This window comes from Pseudomonas sp. FA-1, assembly GCF_056856075.1.
Window position 1 is genome coordinate 349,874 of record NZ_JBWXTH010000001.1, and the last position, 14,643, is coordinate 364,516.

Here is a 14,643-nt window from a genome sequence, read left to right on the forward strand (position 1 = left end):
ACCATGAAACACCTGTTGACCGTGATGATGCTGTTGCTGCTCGGTGCCTGCGCCTGGCAGCCCCCCCTGCCCGAGCAACTGCCCCCGCTCGAGCTGCCGCGCCAGTTCCATGTGCAGCAGGAACAAGGCGGCCAACGCCAGGACTGGTTGCTGGTGATCCAGCGTGAAGACGGCCATCTGCGCTGGTCGCTGCTGGACCTGCTGGGCGCTCCCCAGGCACGCCAGTTGCTCGAAGGCCAGCAGTGGCAAGCCGACGGCCTGCTGCCGCCGAACCCTGCCGCCCGCGAGCTGTTCGCCGCCATGCTGTTCGCCCTGACCCCAGAGACCCAACTGTCCCGGCTTTATCCCCGGGCCATCGGCCACGACCAGCAACGTCGCCTGCCAGGCCGCTGGCGCGTCACCTATCGCACTGCCGACGACTTCACCCTGGCCCTCGATCAAGGCCTGCGCTACTACGTTTCCCCCTTGCCCAGCGAGAACGCACCATGACCGCCTTCCTCGACGCCCTGGGCCTGGTCTGTGCCCTCGGGCACGGCCAGGCCGACGTGGCCCGCCGGCTCTTTGCCGGCGACTGCTCCGGCATGCAGCTGCAGGACGGCTGGGTGCCCGGGCGCGGCCTGCCGGTAGGTGCCGTGACCGGGCCACTGCCCGAGCTGCCGCTGCCCGACCACCAGAGCCGCAACAACCGGCTGCTGCTGGCCGCCGCCTTGCAGATCGAACCGGCTATCCGGCAAGCCCTCGAGCGCCACGGCCCGCAACGGGTCGGCGTAGTGCTGGGCACCAGCACCTCGGGGATCGCCGAAGCCACCACCGGCATCGCCCATTACCTCCAGGCGGGCCGCTTCCCAGCCGACTACCGCTACGACCAGCAGGAACTCAGCGCGCCGGCGAACTTCCTGGCAGCCTGGCTGGGCCTGCAAGGGCCTGCCTACGTGTTGTCCACCGCTTGCACCTCCAGCGGCCGCGCGCTGCTCAGCGCACGGCGCCTGCTCGACCTGGGCCTGTGCGATGCCGTGCTGTGCGGTGGCGTGGACAGCCTCTGCAGCCTGACGCTCAATGGCTTCACCGCCCTGGAGGCCGTCAGTGAGCAGCGCTGCAACCCGCTCTCGGCCAACCGCGACGGTATCAACATCGGCGAAGGGGCTGCCCTGTTCCTGATGACCCGCCAAGCGACACCCGACGGGCACGGCATCGCCCTGCTCGGCGCCGGCGCCAGTTCCGATGCGTTCCATATCTCGGCACCGGACCCCAGCGGCAAGGGCGCCTTGCAGGCCATGCGCAAAGCACTGGACAATGCATGCCTGACGCCAGGGCAGGTCGATTACCTGAACTTGCATGGCACCGCCACCGTGCACAACGACGCCATGGAATGCCTGGCCGTGCACAGCCTGTTCGGCGGCCAGTTGCCCTGCTCGTCCAGCAAGCCCATGACCGGCCATACCCTGGGGGCTGCCGGCGCGCTGGAAGCCGCGTTCTGCTGGCTGAGCCTGAGCCGGCACAACCCGCAGGGCCTGTTGCCACCCCATTGCTGGGATGGCCAGCCCGACCCGGGCTTGCCGGGCCTGAACCTGGTCGATGGCCGCCAGCGCCTGCCAGCGCACGGGCCACGCCGGCTGATGAGCAATTCGTTCGCCTTCGGTGGCAACAATGTCAGCCTGATTCTCGGAGATGCCCCATGATCACTTGGCCCTTGGCCGAACTGCTGCCCCACGCCGGGGACATGATCCTCATCGAGCGCATCGACAGCTGCGACGACGAGCAGATCCACACCTGCACGACGGTTCGCCCCGATGGCCAGTTCAACCGGGCCGACGGCAGCCTGCCCGCCTGGCTTGGCCTGGAACTGATGGCCCAGAGCGTGGCAGCCTATGCCGGCTGCCAGGCGCGTCGCCAGGGGCGCCCTGTGGAAATGGGCTTTTTGCTCGGCACGCGCAAGTTCGAATGCAATGTCGAGGCGTTTCCCGCCGGTGCGCAGTTGCACATCCATGCCCTGCGTTCGCTCGAGGACGAAAACGGCATGGGCGTGTTCGAATGCCACCTGCGCGGCGAAGGCATAGATGCCAGCGCCCGCCTGAATGTCTACCGCCCGCCGCAAGCCGCCAGCTATCTGGCCGAGGCGGGCCCGGAGGAGTCGCAGCATGACTGACACCATCCTGGTCACCGGTTCCAGCCGAGGGATCGGGCGCGCCATCGCCCTGCGCCTGGCCCGCGCCGGCTTCGACCTGGCCCTGCATTGCCGCAGCGCGCGAGACGAGGCCGAAGCGGTCGCCGGCGAAGTCCGTGCCCTGGGCCGCCAGGCGCGGATCCTGCAGTTCGATGTGGCCGACCGAGGCGGCTGTGTCGCGGCGCTCGAGGCCGATGTCGAAGCCCATGGTGCCTATTACGGCGTGGTGTGCAACGCCGGGCTGACCCGTGACGGCGCCTTCCCGGCGCTGACCGAGGACGACTGGGATACCGTCATGCGCACCAACCTCGACGGCTTCTACAACGTGCTGCACCCGCTGATCATGCCGATGATCCGCCGCCGTGCCCCTGGCCGGATCGTCTGCATCACCTCGGTGTCCGGCCTGATCGGCAACCGTGGCCAGGTCAACTACAGCGCTTCCAAGGCCGGCCTGATCGGTGCGGCGAAGGCGCTGGCCATCGAGCTGGGCAAGCGCCGCATCACGGTCAACTGCGTGGCGCCGGGCCTGATCGATACCGCCATGCTCGACGAACAGGTGCCGGTGGAGGAGCTGCTGAAGATGATCCCGGCGCAACGCATGGGCACGCCCGAGGAAGTGGCGGGCGCGGTGAACTTCCTGATGTCGGACGAGGCCGCCTACATCACCCGCCAGGTCCTGGCGGTCAACGGAGGGCTGTGCTGATGCGCCGTGTCGTGGTCACCGGCATGGCCGGCATCACTGCCCTGGGCAACGACTGGACGAGCATCGCTGCGCAGTTCGCCGCCAACCACAGCGGTATCCGGCGCATGGACGAATGGGACCGCTTCGAGGAGCTCAATACCCGCCTGGCCGGGCCCGTGGACGGCTTCCAGGTGCCCACGCACTGGACCCGCAAGCAGCTGCGCAGCATGGGCCGGGTGGCCCGCCTGGCAGTGGCGGCTGCCGAGCAGGCGCTGCTCGACGCCGGGCTGCTCGACGACCCGAGCATCCGAGACGGCCGCATGGGGGTCGCCTGCGGCTCGTCGATCGGCAGCACCGAAGAGATCAAGGCCTTCGGCAACATGCTGCTCAACTCCAAGGCCGATGGCCTGAATGCCAACTCCTACGTACGCATGATGCCGCACACCACCGCGGCCAACATCAGCATCTTCTTCGGCCTCACCGGGCGCCTGATCCCTACCTCCAGTGCCTGCACCAGCGGCAGCCAGGGCATCGGCTATGCGTACGAAGCGATCAAGTACGGGCGCCTGCCGCTGATGCTCGCCGGCGGCGCCGAAGAGCTGTGCCCCAGCGAGGCCATGGTCTTCGACGCGCTGTACGCCACCAGCCTGAAGAACGATACCCCGTCCCTGACCCCACGGCCCTACGACAGTGCACGGGATGGCCTGGTGGTGGGCGAAGGCGCCGGCATGCTGGTGCTCGAGGAGTTGCAGCACGCCCTGGCTCGGGGCGCCCGTATCCATGCCGAGATCGTCGGTTTCGGCAGCAACGCCGACGGCCAGCACATCACCCGCCCCGAACAGGCCACCATGCGCCGGGCCATGGAGCTGGCGCTGGAAGACGCCGGCCTTGGGCCCGAGGCCATCGGCTACGTCAATGGCCATGGCACCGCCACCGAGCAAGGCGACATCGCCGAGACGCTGGCCACCCATGAGCTGTTCGGCCCGCGCATGCCCATCAGTTCGCAGAAGAGCTTCCTCGGCCATACCCTGGGGGCCTGCGGGGCGCTGGAGTCCTGGTTCAGCATCGAGATGATGAACCGCGACCAATACGCACATACCCTGAATCTCGACCACATCGACCCCCGTTGCGGCGAGCTGGACTACCTGCGCGGCGGGTTCCGGGCCATGCAGCATGAGTATGTGATGAACAATAACTTCGCCTTTGGCGGGGTGAACACCTCGTTGGTGTTCCGGCGCTGGCCGGTCACAGGCTGATACTGTTCACTTAAAGCGCAGCGGCGAACAGCAGTGCCCTACCGGGTCAACAATTCGGCAAACGCCCTGGCCATGGCCGAGCCTGCCGCCTGCCGCTGGACCAGCCACACCGCGGTCGTCGCGCCCTCATCCAGCAGGGTCCGGTACACCACGCCATCGATACGCATGCGCTGGAACGACGCCGGCAGCACCGACACGCCCAACCCCGCCGACACCAGGCCGATGATGGTCATCGCCTCGCCCGCTTCCTGGGCGAAATGCGGGCTGAACCCGGCCTGGCGCGCCAGGCTCAGCAACTGCGCATGCAACCCGCTGCCGTAGCTGCGTGGGAAGAACACGAAGGGCTCGTTGGCCAGGGCCTGCATGTACACACCCTGTTCGCTGCCCTGGGCCAGGGGATGGGAGGCATGGATCACCGCTACCAGCGGCTCGCTGAACAGTTCGGTGGCCACCAGCCCTTCGGGCAATGCCATCGGGCGCATCAGGCCGACCTCGATGGTTTCGTCGAACACCGCATCGGCCACGTCACGGCTGCTCATCTCGCGCAGGTTCAGGTGCACTGCGGGAAAGCGCTGGCGAAAGGCATGCAGTGCCTTGGGGATCCTCGACGTGAACGGCGCCGAAGAGGTGAAGCCGATCTTCATCTCGCCCAGCTCACCCAACTGCGCACGCCGGGCAACATCCGCGGCCTTTTCCACCTGGGCCAGGACCTGGCGCGCTTCGTCGAGGAACAGACGCCCGGCCTCGCTCAGCTCGACCCGGCGGTTGGTGCGCTCGAACAGGCGCGCGCCCAGTTCCTGCTCCAGGGCCTGGATCTGCTGGCTCAATGGCGGTTGCGAGATGCCCAACTGCTGGGCAGCACGACCGAAGTGCAGTTCTTCGGCCACAGCGATGAAATACCGCAGGTGACGCAATTCCATGATCGGCCCCAAACAAGTCGCAGAACGTCTTAAACAGGTCGAACAATATATTGGATGTATCCATTAGGCAGCTATATGATTTTTTTCAACGCAACACCGGCCAGCGCCTGAGGTACCTTCCGTGAAATCCGTCGTCGCCCCGTTTTCCATCGAGCCCGAGCCTGCCACGCCTGCCCTGAACGACGTTTGGATCGAAAAAGGCACGCCCGCCTTCATCAAGACCGTGCTGGCGCTGTTCAGCGGCGGGTTCGCCACCTTCGCCCTGTTGTATTGCGTACAGCCGATGATGCCCTTGCTGTCGCAGGAGTTTTCCATCAACGCCGCGCAGAGCAGCCTGGTGCTTTCGGTATCCACGGCCATGCTGGCCTTCGGCCTGCTGGTCACCGGGCCGGTTTCCGACCGTATCGGCCGCAAGCCGGTCATGGTCTGCGCCCTGCTCTGCGCCGCCCTGGCAACCCTGGCCAGCGCGGTGATGCCGACCTGGGAGCTGGTACTGGCCACCCGGGCACTGGTGGGGCTGGCCTTGAGTGGCCTGGCCGCCGTGGCCATGACCTACCTGAGCGAAGAAATCCATCCACAGCACATCGGCCTGGCCATGGGCCTGTACATCGGTGGCAATGCCATCGGCGGCATGAGCGGACGCCTGATCAGCGGCGTGCTGATCGACTTCGTCAGCTGGCACACCGCGATGCTGGCCATCGGCGGCCTGGCCCTGGTGGCGGCGTTGGTGTTCTGGAAGGTGCTGCCCGAATCCCGCAATTTCCGCCCCCAGCCCATGAACCCTCGCAGCCTGCTGGACGGCTTCGCCATGCATTTTCGTGATGCCGGCCTGCCCTGGCTGTTCCTCGAGGCCTTCCTGCTGATGGGCGCCTTCGTCACCTTGTTCAACTACATCGGCTATCGCCTGCTGGCAGGGCCCTATCACATGAACCAGGCCTTGGTGGGCCTGCTGTCGGTGGTGTACCTGTCGGGCATCTACAGCTCCGCCCAGGTGGGCGCGCTGGCGGACAAACTGGGTAGGCGCAAAGTGTTCTGGGCGAGCATCCTGGTGATGGCCGGCGGCTTGTTGCTGACCTTGGCCAACCCGCTCACGATGGTGATCCTGGGCATGTTGGTGTTCACCTTCGGCTTCTTCGGCGCACACTCGGTGGCCAGCAGCTGGATCGGGCGCCGGGCGTTGAAGGCCAAGGGGCAGGCATCGTCGCTGTACCTGTTCTGCTATTACGCAGGCTCCAGCGTGGCCGGGACGGCGGGTGGGGTGTTCTGGCACCAGGCCGGATGGAACGGCATCGGCCTGTTCATCGGCAGCCTGCTGACGGTGGCGTTGCTGGTGGCGTTGCACCTGAGCAGGTTGCCACCGAAGACCGCTTGAACCCATTCGCGGGTAAGCCCGCCCCACAGGACGCGCGCGGCCTTCAGACCAGAGCGACGCCTGTGGGAGCGGGTTCACCCGCGAATGGGCCAGGGATCAGGACGATCTCGACAAGTCTATGACGTCCGTTAGGCCAATATTGACCCGAAGTAAAGTTTCGTCAGAAACAACCCGTCATGCATGCTCATGCTGGTTTCCATATCAGGTCGCGTTACACTAGCCTTTCAGCCCGTGAGGTTAGGATTTAAAAATGCGCCTTGATAGCTTGAAGATCGAAAACTTCCGCTGCCATGAGACAGCCGAATTCAATTTCAATTCACATTTCAATCTTATTATCGGTGTAAACGGCATCGGCAAAACCTCGTTGCTTAAGGCGATAGCCACCTCATTAAGAGATGTCAGCCACTCCGCGCTAGCCCACTATACGGCTATAGACGAGGAGGACGTAAGGTTTACGCTGGACAAAATTAATGGAAAGGTAAGATTTGAAAGATGCTACCCCATGCGTTTAACTGCAAAGGGCGAAGCATTTGGCGCAACGCAATGGACAATCGAAAAGCTTCGTAGCGATCCATCAGTAAACACTGATTACGACTTCAAAGCGCACATAGATCAAGCACTGACCAACTTGGATACAGGCAACAGCATAACCTTGCCAGTGCTGGCATTCTATAAATCCGATCGCCGATGGGCCCCTGGCAATGTCACAGCATTGTCCGCTGCAACCGACCAACCTTCTAGAATGGCGGGGTATCAATATTGGTGGAACGCCGCGTCCAATATCGAAGACTTAGAACGATGGGTGATCAGCAAAACGCTCGAGCGCCTTCAGGCTATTGCCGAGTCGGAGACACGAGATAAACTGCAACAAGATGAGTTGGATCTTCTGAACGAAGCGATCAAACACGCGTTACCCCAATCCATTGGGCTACGTTACGACATGACGCTTCGAAGTTTGATGCTCGATCTAGAAAACGATAAGCCACTGCCATTTAATAACTTGAGTGATGGCCAGCGCGCTTTGGTCGCCCTTCTTTCTGATATTGCCAGGCGCATGTGCCTGTTAAACCCACATCTTGGTCCAGACGTACTTATAGCCACCAATGGTATCGTAATAATCGATGAGCTAGATATTCATCTGCACCCTGCTTGGCAACGCAGCCTTGTCAAGGCGCTTAAGGCAGCGTTTCCAAAAGTCCAATTCATCGCTGCAAGTCACTCACCGCAGATTATTGGAACGCTTAAACCTGAAGAGGTCATCGTTCTAGATCATGGCGATGCTTCCCACCCTAGGGTAACCTACGGCTTGGACTCTAGCAGCATTCTTTCGGAAGTCATGGATGTCGAGAAACGGGATCCAGACATTCAAGTTCTACTGACCGACCTATTTACTTTGATCGAAGACAATAAACTTGACCTAGCCAAGGGCAAGTTAGAACTATTAAAAGAAAAAGCCCCTGATCTACCCGAGTTCGCAGGTGCGGAAGCGCTCATCCGGAGAAAGGAAATTCTGGGAAGATGAAAAGAATCATAAAATCTGACGCCCCAGCGAGCCTGACTTCATGGAAGGCGCAAGCGAATGAAAACTGGCAACCCACTTATGCAACCTTACAAAACCCCCAGAAGCGCGAGCTTCACCTCAGCCTGCTTAATGAGCAAGGAAGCCTATGTTGCTACTGCGGGAGACGGATCTCAATAGAAGACAGCCATATCGAACACTTCAGACCTCAAGAGCTTTTCAAACAGCTTGAGCTTGATTACGAGAATCTGCACGCGTCGTGCATTCGTCAAACTGATCCAGGAACACCATTGCACTGCGGTCATCACAAAGGAAACTGGTTCGATGAAGACCTACACATTTCTCCCCTTGAAGATGATTGCGAGGGGCGTTTCCGTTACCTTTTAGATGGAAATATCCAGTCGACCCTAGAAGTAGACTCGGCCGCTGCAAAAATGATCGAGGTGTTGGCCCTAGATATTCCTTATCTCAATAATCGACGTGCAGATGCCATATCCGAAGTTTTCGACCAACATTTCCTCGCTACCGTTAGCAATGATGAACTTTTACAACTAGCGACAACAATACGCGCGCTGCCATTGGACAGGCAGAACCCGTTTGACCATGTGGTGGCCAGATTCGCTGAGCAACTGCTTCCTGAGGCTGACGCCGGGAATCGTTACGGAGAACCATAAAAATATTTGACGCAAGGAAGGGAAATGAAAAACTTTTCTGCGATATGACTACTCGTATCCCTGAGCCGCACGGTAAACCCGCCCCCTACAGGACGCGCGCGGCCTTCAGACCAGAGCGACGCCTGTGGGAGCGGGTTCACCTGCGAATGGGCCAGGGATCAGTTGACGATCTCGACGATGTCCACATCCACTTCACGGCTCATCAAGTGCTTCTCCACCTCGCCGGTGAGCTTGACCTTGGTCTTGTCGTTGAACGGCGTCTGCGGCAGGTCTTCGTCATCGATCTCGACGGTGATGGTGCCGGTGTTGTCCTTGAACTCGTACTTGTCGTCGTTGTTGATCTTCTTGGTCACGAAGCCTTGCAGCACCACCGGTGTGTCGTCGGCGGCATCGTTGGCGGCGGCAACGGTGGTCACCGACTGGGCGCCGGGGCCGGTATAGCCGGCCGCCAGGGCGGCGGTGCTGAACAACGGAGCGAGGATCAGGGCGAGGTAACGGGTTTTCATGGTGTCAGGTCCTGTTTCGGTTTCGATGGGAACAGCCTACCGAAGCAGGCTGAAGCGAAGCTTAATCAGCCTTACGTCTCCTCCAGCTCCAGGCCGACCCTCGCCTGCAGCTGCTCGCCAATGACCTGCAGCTGCATCTCCCGCACGCGACCACCCTCGCGCTCCAGCGAATGCAACCACGCGAACACCAACGCAGGCGAGCCCTCGAGGCTGACCTCGACCTGCTGCGCCCTGATCTCGAGGCCAATGATGCGCACGCCCGCCGCCTGGGCACGCTCGCTCAGCCTGGCCGGTGTCAACGCCTGGACGATCTCCTGCGCCCGGGCGGGCCCGGCCGATACCCGCTGCAGATGGGCGGCCAGCGCTTGTTCTCGGGCCAATGCCTGCTCAGCCTGCTGCAGACGTGCCTGGCCTGGTACCCAGGCCAGCTGCCACAACGCAACCAAGGCCAACGCCCATAGGGTGATGACGATCGTCATCCGTCGCTCGTCCGGTATCTCTCGCCATTGGCGCACCAAGGCATGTTCGCGCCATTGCATCATCGTGCTGCCCTCCAGGTCAGCGTGGCCCGCACACCCCGTTCGTCCTGGCGGGCCTGATCCATCGATACCGCCGGAACGCGTTGGCGAAGGCGCTCGAGGTCTTCGAACCCTTGCGCCAGCACCTCCACGCGCCAGCCTTCGGCGGCGCTCAGCGTCGCCTGGGTAACGGTTACGTTCCCGGTTTCGACCAACTGCTCGCCGAGCGACGCCAGCCCTTCTATGGCCGTTGTCGGTTGCGGGTGGTATTCGAGCGCCCGTATCTGGCTGGCGAGATCCGCACTGACAGGCTGCCCGGGCGCCCAACGTTGAAAGGCCTGGCGACTTTCCGCCTGCAGCTGCGCCGTACGCTGCAGCAGCCAGCCTGCACGCAGGTAATCGGCCACGCACATCATCGCGAACGCCATCACCACCCCAATCGCCAGGGCACGCCAGGGCACGCTCGCACGGCGTCGTCGATAGGCGCCCTGAAGCAGGTCGATGGCCTGCCCACGGCCTTGCCTGAGCGTATCGAAGGCACAGGGGACCGCTTGGGTACGCAGGGCAAGCCCTGCAGGTTGCGTTTCGGCCAGCCACGCCATGGCCGGCAGCTTTTGCGCCAGCACTTCGGCGACCTGAGGGGCGGCAGCCAACCGTGGCCCCCCGGTACCGCCAATCAACCAACGCCCCTCGACCCACAACGCGCACGCGGGTTCGCCACACAGCAGGTCGGCATCGACATGCAGGGCAAGCGGTTCGATACCCTGTGCCTGCAACAGGGCCAGCAGGCTGTCCATGGCCTCTCGGTCAATCACAAGCCCCCGACGATGCCCCTGCTCGTTCGCAGGGCCGAAGGCCAGGTGCACGCTCTCCAGCGGTGCTGCCAGCTGATCCTCGACGGCGAAGGCCAAGGTATCAGGCTTGGGCCGCCGGCCTGGCAGCGGGCCGACTTCGCAGCTGCCGACCATTTCCATCGGCACCACTACCACTGCCGCGCCGCCCAGGATCGACGCCGCTTCACCCATGCAGATGCGGTGCAGCTGGCCAGCGGCTGTTCGCACCCACACAGGCCACTGCGTATCGATCGCCCCTGTTCCTGCGGGCAGCAGGTACAACCAATTGTCACTCATCCGGCATTTGCTCCCGCGTTGCAGAAAACACACGTCGCACCACACGAACCCGGTGCGTGTTCAGATCGATTTCCAGGTCGCTGTACAGGTACATCCGCCTGCCACCGAGCTCCACCTGCACTTCGAGACGAAACCACTGGCTGCTCACCGTCAGCCCACGGCTGGTGATGCCGAGGCCATCCACCTGTGGCAGGGCCAGGAATTGGTCGACCCGGGTGTAGCCCTGCTCGGGCCGTTCAGCCACCAACTGACGCGCAACCGCCGGCGACAGCCCCTCCAGCGCAGCCAAGACCTGTGCCGGGGCGGTATTGATGTTGAGCCGGGCTTCCTTGGGCAACGCAACGACCCAGGGCCTCAGGCGGTCCATCACCTCGGCGGACACGCCCGGCAACGCGCGAAGTTGCGTTGGGTCCAGCAGCGGCTGCCCGACCAGGTTGTCCAGCTCAGGGGGCTCTATCTGCAACGACTGGCAGAGGCGCTCCCAGCGTTCGAGCAGTATCGGGTCGGGGGTCTTGCCCGCCAGCAATGCCCCCAGGTTGAAACGCGCCGACAGGTCCGAAAGCTGCGTGCGAACCCGCCCCTCACCCAGTGACAGCGATTGGACGCGGGCCCATTGCTGACCGCCGTGGGCGACCTGCACGACCTCGCCCACCTGCTGGCGCAGCTGCAGCAGAATCCTGCGCTCCGCGCCATGGGCCAGCTGCAGCAGTCGCGTGGCCTCCATTTGCTGGGTAACGCCCCCCAACAGCAACTGATGGCTGCGCAGCATGCCGGCGACCAGCAACGACAGCAGCGCCATGATCAACAGCACCGTGACCAGGGCCAGCCCCTCTTGTCGCCTGCGCTTCATTGGCTGACCCCGGCCAAGGGAAATACACGCCGTATCTGTTGAAACCGCTTGGTGGACAGAATGATCTCCAACGCCTGCGGCGGCGCCGGCCGACGTTGGACGATCGGCCAATGTGCCTGCCACCCGACATCCGGCACATACAAGCGCCAACGCAGCTCGACGACGCCATCGAGCAAGCGCTGGGGCGCACTCTGGCCGTGCTCCAGCGTATGGCGCTGACGCCATAGCACGCCATCCTTCAACCAGTAGTTGACCAGCCGCAGTTCGCTGCGCGGCAAGGGCTGGCTGTCCTGCACACCTGCAATCCACCATGCCATGCGCTGCTGCTCCAGCATGACGCCAAAACCACGCTGTTTCAGGCTCGCAGGGAGATAGCCGTGCAACGCATCCCGCTGGATCAGGCTCATCGCCCTGCCCAAGGCGCGCAGGTCTTCGGCCTGCTCCTGGCGCTTGCCATCGGCTCGGACCAACACGTCGAGCAAGCGCGCGGTCCCAACCGCCAACAATGCAAATAGGGCAATGGCCAACAGCAGCTCGATCAAGGTGAAGCCCCGCTGACGACGCTTGCGGCCACGATCACTTCGCCCCATCGACGTCCTCCAGCCAACCGGTGGCCTGGTGCAGCACCTGGCGGTCCGCTGCCAGGCCGACCCGCACGACCACTTCGACCAGGGCCCGGTCCCCCAGGCGACGGCGCTCTTGAGCCACTGTCCAGCGTCGTTGGTCGAAAGACACTTCCATGGGGCGCTGCCCGTCGCCACGTGTCGGCTGCAGGCGCAGTTCGGCCAGGTGATTGTCGGCGATCCAGCTGGCGAACAGGCGGTCCTGCAAGCCCTGGGACTGCATCAGGACATGCCGGGTAGCCGAGCTCACCGCCACCGCCAGAACCGCGAAGATCGCCAGCGCAACCAAGACCTCCAGCAAGGTGAAGCCGCGCTCACGGCGTGAGTTTCGGATCATTGAGCCCATCGCTCGACACCCTGGCCAGGCGCCTGTCCGGCGCCATGAAATACAACGAGAAAGGGGTGTGTTCGTCGTTGCCGTACATCAGTAATTGCGGTGCGTTGCCGCGTGGGGAAATCGATACAGGCACCCCGTCGATCTCCAGGCGCAGCTCCAGTTCGAGAGCTCGCGGCGGGCCTGCAGGCTCCCAGCCTTGCCCGGCCGCCTTGAGCAAGCGATAGCCCTGGGTGTCGACGCGAATGCCCAGTGCACGCCCCTCCAGCACCGCCTGTTGCCGCGCATGCTGCAGCATCTGCAGGAATAGACCGGCCTCCTGCCTGGCCACACGCTGTGGGTCACGCCCGAACGTCAGCCCTGCCATGGCCATGACGATGCCCAGCAACGCGATGACCACCAGCAGTTCCAACAGGGTGAAGCCCCGGGAGCGGCACCCTGTCATTCGAGCCAGTTACCGATATCGGCATCCATGCCCTCGCCACCTGGTTGGCCATCGGCGCCCAGGGAATAAAGGTCGTAACCCTGGCTCGAATGCGTACCGGGGCTCGTGTACTGGTAAGGCGAGCCCCACGGGTCGGTAGGCGTGCTCTTGAGGTAGCCCTGGGCATTCCACTGACGCGGCAACGGCGCCACGGTGGGACGTTTGACCAGGGCGTCGAGACCCTGGGCAGTGCTTGGGTAGCGGCCGTTGTCCAGCCGGTAGATTTCCAGGGCGGTGGAAATCGACTGGATGTCGGTACGGGCCGCAGTGAGCTTGGCGTGGTCCGGACGGCTCATCACATTGGGCAGCACCAGCGCGCCCAGCACGCCAAGGATGATGACCACCACCATGATTTCGATAAGGGTGAAGCCGCGTTGTGTGCGGCGCGCGGAACGAATGGACATATCAATTGACCAGTTGGTTGAGGTTGAGGATCGGCAACAGGATGGCGAGCACGATGAACAACACGATGCCGCCCATCACCAGCAGCATCAGGGGTTCGCAAAGGCTCACCAGCAGGGATATCCGCCCCGCCAGCTGCTTGCCTTGAAGGTCGGCGGCACGTTCGAGCATCGTGTCCAGCTCACCGGCGCGCTCGCCGCTGGCGATCATGTGCAGCATCAGGGGCGGCAAGGTCTCGCTGCGCGCCAGGCAGTTGGCCAGCGTGGCGCCTTCGCCAAGCTCGCGGGCGGCTTGCAGCAAGCGCTCGCGCAATACCAGGTTGCCGATGACACCGGCCCCGATGTGCATGGCTTCGACCAGGGCGACACCGCTGCGGCCGAGGATCGCCAAGGTGCTGATGAAACGCGCCGCTTCACTGGCGCGAACGAACTCGCCGTATGCCGGCAGGCGCAACGACACACCCTGCCATTTCCGGCGCCGGGCGGGATGACGCAAGCCCCAATACACCGCCGCAGCCGCTGCCGCCAGGGCCGCAACGCCCACTACCCCATAGCGGTGGGTGGCGTCGCTGAGCGCAATCAGTACCTGAGTCGCCATGGGTAGTTGGGCCTGGTCCCGGGAGAACGCCTGCACGACATCCGGCACCACATAGCCCAGCAGGAAGCCCACCACCAGCAACGAGACCACCAGCAGGATCACCGGGTACACCATCGCCAGCTGGACTTTCTGGCGCAGGGCCTGCTGGTTCTCGCCATGTTCGGCCAGGCGGTCGAGTACCCCGGCCAGGTGCCCCGAGCGTTCTGCCGCAGCGACGGTGGCCCGGTAGACCATGGGAAACGCCTGTGGATAAGCCCCAAGCGCTTGCGCCAGGGCGTGGCCTTCGGCGACGCGCTCAGCCACGCCGCGCAGCACCTGCCGCACCTGGCGTTGAGTGGTTTGCGCAGCGACGGCCTGCAAGGCTTCGGTCAGCGGCACGCCCGCATGCAGCAAGGTCGCCAGTTGCCGGGTCAGCAGCGAGCGCCGGGCAAGGCTCAGGTGGTTGCGCGTCAGCAAGCCATTGAGCGGCGATTCCCGTACAGGTTCGACCTGCAGCACCAGCAGCCCCTGGTCGCGCAGGGCCTGCCGGGCCTGGCGCGCACCCGGCGCTTCCAGTGTGCCCCGTTGGCGGGCGCCGCGGGCGTCCTGAGCCTGGTAGCGAAACAACGCCAT

At 63.6% G+C, this 14,643-nt stretch carries 18 protein-coding genes; 8 read left to right on the top strand and 10 right to left on the bottom strand.

Translation table 11 applies throughout. The features are described from left to right. The first annotated feature begins 3 nt into the window (after positions 1 to 3). The 5 genes from AC1MHZ_RS01585 to AC1MHZ_RS01605 are packed head-to-tail and all read left to right on the top strand — an operon-like array spanning position 4 to position 4,102. The gene (locus tag AC1MHZ_RS01585; RefSeq protein WP_324817102.1) at positions 4 to 489 is read left to right on the top strand and encodes a hypothetical protein; all 486 of its coding nucleotides are present in this window, start codon (positions 4 to 6) and stop codon (positions 487 to 489) included. Continuing rightward, on the top strand, positions 486 to 1,679 hold the full coding sequence (locus AC1MHZ_RS01590; protein ID WP_416767278.1) for a beta-ketoacyl-[acyl-carrier-protein] synthase family protein: 1,194 nt from the start codon (positions 486 to 488) through the stop codon (positions 1,677 to 1,679). The genes AC1MHZ_RS01585 and AC1MHZ_RS01590 overlap by 4 nt, the downstream gene beginning before the upstream one ends. Then, a complete protein-coding gene (locus tag AC1MHZ_RS01595) occupies positions 1,676 to 2,146 on the top strand; it encodes a hotdog family protein (protein ID WP_324817096.1) in 471 nt (156 codons plus the stop codon). The genes AC1MHZ_RS01590 and AC1MHZ_RS01595 overlap by 4 nt, the downstream gene beginning before the upstream one ends. Continuing rightward, the gene (gene fabG / locus AC1MHZ_RS01600; protein ID WP_084853878.1) at positions 2,139 to 2,867 is read left to right on the top strand and encodes a 3-oxoacyl-ACP reductase FabG; all 729 of its coding nucleotides are present in this window, start codon (positions 2,139 to 2,141) and stop codon (positions 2,865 to 2,867) included. The genes AC1MHZ_RS01595 and fabG overlap by 8 nt, the downstream gene beginning before the upstream one ends. Next, positions 2,867 to 4,102: a beta-ketoacyl-ACP synthase gene (locus AC1MHZ_RS01605; RefSeq protein ID WP_465001524.1), complete on the top strand. Its 1,236-nt coding sequence runs from the start codon at positions 2,867 to 2,869 to the stop codon at positions 4,100 to 4,102. The genes fabG and AC1MHZ_RS01605 overlap by 1 nt, the downstream gene beginning before the upstream one ends. A 38-nt stretch (positions 4,103 to 4,140) precedes the next feature. Here the strand turns inward: AC1MHZ_RS01605 and AC1MHZ_RS01610 are convergent, their stop codons facing one another. Further along, a complete protein-coding gene (locus tag AC1MHZ_RS01610) occupies positions 4,141 to 5,022 on the bottom strand; it encodes a LysR family transcriptional regulator (protein WP_084853875.1) in 882 nt (293 codons plus the stop codon). 148 nt (positions 5,023 to 5,170) lie between these two features. Between AC1MHZ_RS01610 and AC1MHZ_RS01615 the strand changes: the two genes are divergently transcribed. The 3 genes from AC1MHZ_RS01615 to AC1MHZ_RS01625 all read left to right on the top strand — a co-directional run bounded on the left by AC1MHZ_RS01615 (position 5,171) and on the right by AC1MHZ_RS01625 (position 8,587). Further along, the gene (locus tag AC1MHZ_RS01615) at positions 5,171 to 6,394 is read left to right on the top strand and encodes an MFS transporter (protein ID WP_482966033.1); all 1,224 of its coding nucleotides are present in this window, start codon (positions 5,171 to 5,173) and stop codon (positions 6,392 to 6,394) included. Between the two features lie 250 nt (positions 6,395 to 6,644). Continuing rightward, on the top strand, positions 6,645 to 7,916 hold the full coding sequence (locus AC1MHZ_RS01620) for an AAA family ATPase (protein WP_482965952.1): 1,272 nt from the start codon (positions 6,645 to 6,647) through the stop codon (positions 7,914 to 7,916). After that, a complete protein-coding gene (locus AC1MHZ_RS01625) occupies positions 7,913 to 8,587 on the top strand; it encodes a retron system putative HNH endonuclease (protein WP_482965953.1) in 675 nt (224 codons plus the stop codon). The genes AC1MHZ_RS01620 and AC1MHZ_RS01625 overlap by 4 nt, the downstream gene beginning before the upstream one ends. A 158-nt stretch (positions 8,588 to 8,745) precedes the next feature. Here the strand turns inward: AC1MHZ_RS01625 and AC1MHZ_RS01630 are convergent, their stop codons facing one another. The 9 genes from AC1MHZ_RS01630 to gspF all read right to left on the bottom strand — a co-directional run bounded on the left by AC1MHZ_RS01630 (position 8,746) and on the right by gspF (position 14,643). Then, a complete protein-coding gene (locus tag AC1MHZ_RS01630) occupies positions 8,746 to 9,093 on the bottom strand; it encodes a YgiW/YdeI family stress tolerance OB fold protein (protein ID WP_324817429.1) in 348 nt (115 codons plus the stop codon). Between the two features lie 71 nt (positions 9,094 to 9,164). Continuing rightward, the gene (locus AC1MHZ_RS01635; protein WP_084853870.1) at positions 9,165 to 9,635 is read right to left on the bottom strand and encodes a type II secretion system protein GspM; all 471 of its coding nucleotides are present in this window, start codon (positions 9,633 to 9,635) and stop codon (positions 9,165 to 9,167) included. After that, positions 9,632 to 10,741 (bottom strand): type II secretion system protein GspL, encoded by a 1,110-nt coding sequence (gspL, locus tag AC1MHZ_RS01640; protein WP_084853868.1) that lies wholly within the window; start codon positions 10,739 to 10,741, stop codon positions 9,632 to 9,634. The genes AC1MHZ_RS01635 and gspL overlap by 4 nt, the downstream gene beginning before the upstream one ends. Continuing rightward, positions 10,734 to 11,591: a type II secretion system minor pseudopilin gene (locus tag AC1MHZ_RS01645; protein ID WP_482965954.1), complete on the bottom strand. Its 858-nt coding sequence runs from the start codon at positions 11,589 to 11,591 to the stop codon at positions 10,734 to 10,736. Before AC1MHZ_RS01645 ends, gspL begins: the two co-directional genes overlap by 8 nt. Further along, positions 11,588 to 12,181, bottom strand: a complete 594-nt coding sequence (gspJ, locus tag AC1MHZ_RS01650) for a type II secretion system minor pseudopilin GspJ (protein ID WP_482965955.1) — start codon at positions 12,179 to 12,181, stop codon at positions 11,588 to 11,590. Before gspJ ends, AC1MHZ_RS01645 begins: the two co-directional genes overlap by 4 nt. Further along, the gene (gspI, locus tag AC1MHZ_RS01655) at positions 12,168 to 12,551 is read right to left on the bottom strand and encodes a type II secretion system minor pseudopilin GspI (RefSeq protein ID WP_482965956.1); all 384 of its coding nucleotides are present in this window, start codon (positions 12,549 to 12,551) and stop codon (positions 12,168 to 12,170) included. The genes gspJ and gspI overlap by 14 nt, the downstream gene beginning before the upstream one ends. Beyond that, positions 12,529 to 12,993: a type II secretion system minor pseudopilin GspH gene (gene gspH, locus AC1MHZ_RS01660; RefSeq protein WP_482965957.1), complete on the bottom strand. Its 465-nt coding sequence runs from the start codon at positions 12,991 to 12,993 to the stop codon at positions 12,529 to 12,531. Before gspH ends, gspI begins: the two co-directional genes overlap by 23 nt. Continuing rightward, the gene (gene gspG / locus AC1MHZ_RS01665) at positions 12,990 to 13,436 is read right to left on the bottom strand and encodes a type II secretion system major pseudopilin GspG (RefSeq protein WP_324817445.1); all 447 of its coding nucleotides are present in this window, start codon (positions 13,434 to 13,436) and stop codon (positions 12,990 to 12,992) included. Before gspG ends, gspH begins: the two co-directional genes overlap by 4 nt. A 1-nt stretch (position 13,437) precedes the next feature. Beyond that, positions 13,438 to 14,643, bottom strand: coding sequence for a type II secretion system inner membrane protein GspF (gspF, locus tag AC1MHZ_RS01670; protein ID WP_482965958.1), 1,206 nt, complete (start codon positions 14,641 to 14,643; stop codon positions 13,438 to 13,440).

Excerpts from the sequence above, each read along its gene's own strand:
- AC1MHZ_RS01585 (WP_324817102.1), top strand. The coding sequence starts at position 4 with ATGAAACACCTGTTGACCGTGATGATGCTGTTGCTGCTCGGTGCCTGC.
- AC1MHZ_RS01590 (WP_416767278.1), top strand. The coding sequence starts at position 486 with ATGACCGCCTTCCTCGACGCCCTGGGCCTGGTCTGTGCCCTCGGGCAC.
- AC1MHZ_RS01595 (WP_324817096.1), top strand. The coding sequence starts at position 1,676 with ATGATCACTTGGCCCTTGGCCGAACTGCTGCCCCACGCCGGGGACATG.
- fabG (WP_084853878.1), top strand. The coding sequence starts at position 2,139 with ATGACTGACACCATCCTGGTCACCGGTTCCAGCCGAGGGATCGGGCGC.
- AC1MHZ_RS01605 (WP_465001524.1), top strand. The coding sequence starts at position 2,867 with ATGCGCCGTGTCGTGGTCACCGGCATGGCCGGCATCACTGCCCTGGGC.
- AC1MHZ_RS01610 (WP_084853875.1), bottom strand. The coding sequence starts at position 5,022 with ATGGAATTGCGTCACCTGCGGTATTTCATCGCTGTGGCCGAAGAACTG.
- AC1MHZ_RS01620 (WP_482965952.1), top strand. The coding sequence starts at position 6,645 with ATGCGCCTTGATAGCTTGAAGATCGAAAACTTCCGCTGCCATGAGACA.
- AC1MHZ_RS01625 (WP_482965953.1), top strand. The coding sequence starts at position 7,913 with ATGAAAAGAATCATAAAATCTGACGCCCCAGCGAGCCTGACTTCATGG.
- AC1MHZ_RS01630 (WP_324817429.1), bottom strand. The coding sequence starts at position 9,093 with ATGAAAACCCGTTACCTCGCCCTGATCCTCGCTCCGTTGTTCAGCACC.
- AC1MHZ_RS01635 (WP_084853870.1), bottom strand. The coding sequence starts at position 9,635 with ATGATGCAATGGCGCGAACATGCCTTGGTGCGCCAATGGCGAGAGATA.
- gspL (WP_084853868.1), bottom strand. The coding sequence starts at position 10,741 with ATGAGTGACAATTGGTTGTACCTGCTGCCCGCAGGAACAGGGGCGATC.
- AC1MHZ_RS01645 (WP_482965954.1), bottom strand. The coding sequence starts at position 11,591 with ATGAAGCGCAGGCGACAAGAGGGGCTGGCCCTGGTCACGGTGCTGTTG.
- gspJ (WP_482965955.1), bottom strand. The coding sequence starts at position 12,181 with ATGGGGCGAAGTGATCGTGGCCGCAAGCGTCGTCAGCGGGGCTTCACC.
- gspI (WP_482965956.1), bottom strand. The coding sequence starts at position 12,551 with ATGATCCGAAACTCACGCCGTGAGCGCGGCTTCACCTTGCTGGAGGTC.
- gspH (WP_482965957.1), bottom strand. The coding sequence starts at position 12,993 with ATGACAGGGTGCCGCTCCCGGGGCTTCACCCTGTTGGAACTGCTGGTG.
- gspG (WP_324817445.1), bottom strand. The coding sequence starts at position 13,436 with ATGTCCATTCGTTCCGCGCGCCGCACACAACGCGGCTTCACCCTTATC.
- gspF (WP_482965958.1), bottom strand. The coding sequence starts at position 14,643 with ATGGCGTTGTTTCGCTACCAGGCTCAGGACGCCCGCGGCGCCCGCCAA.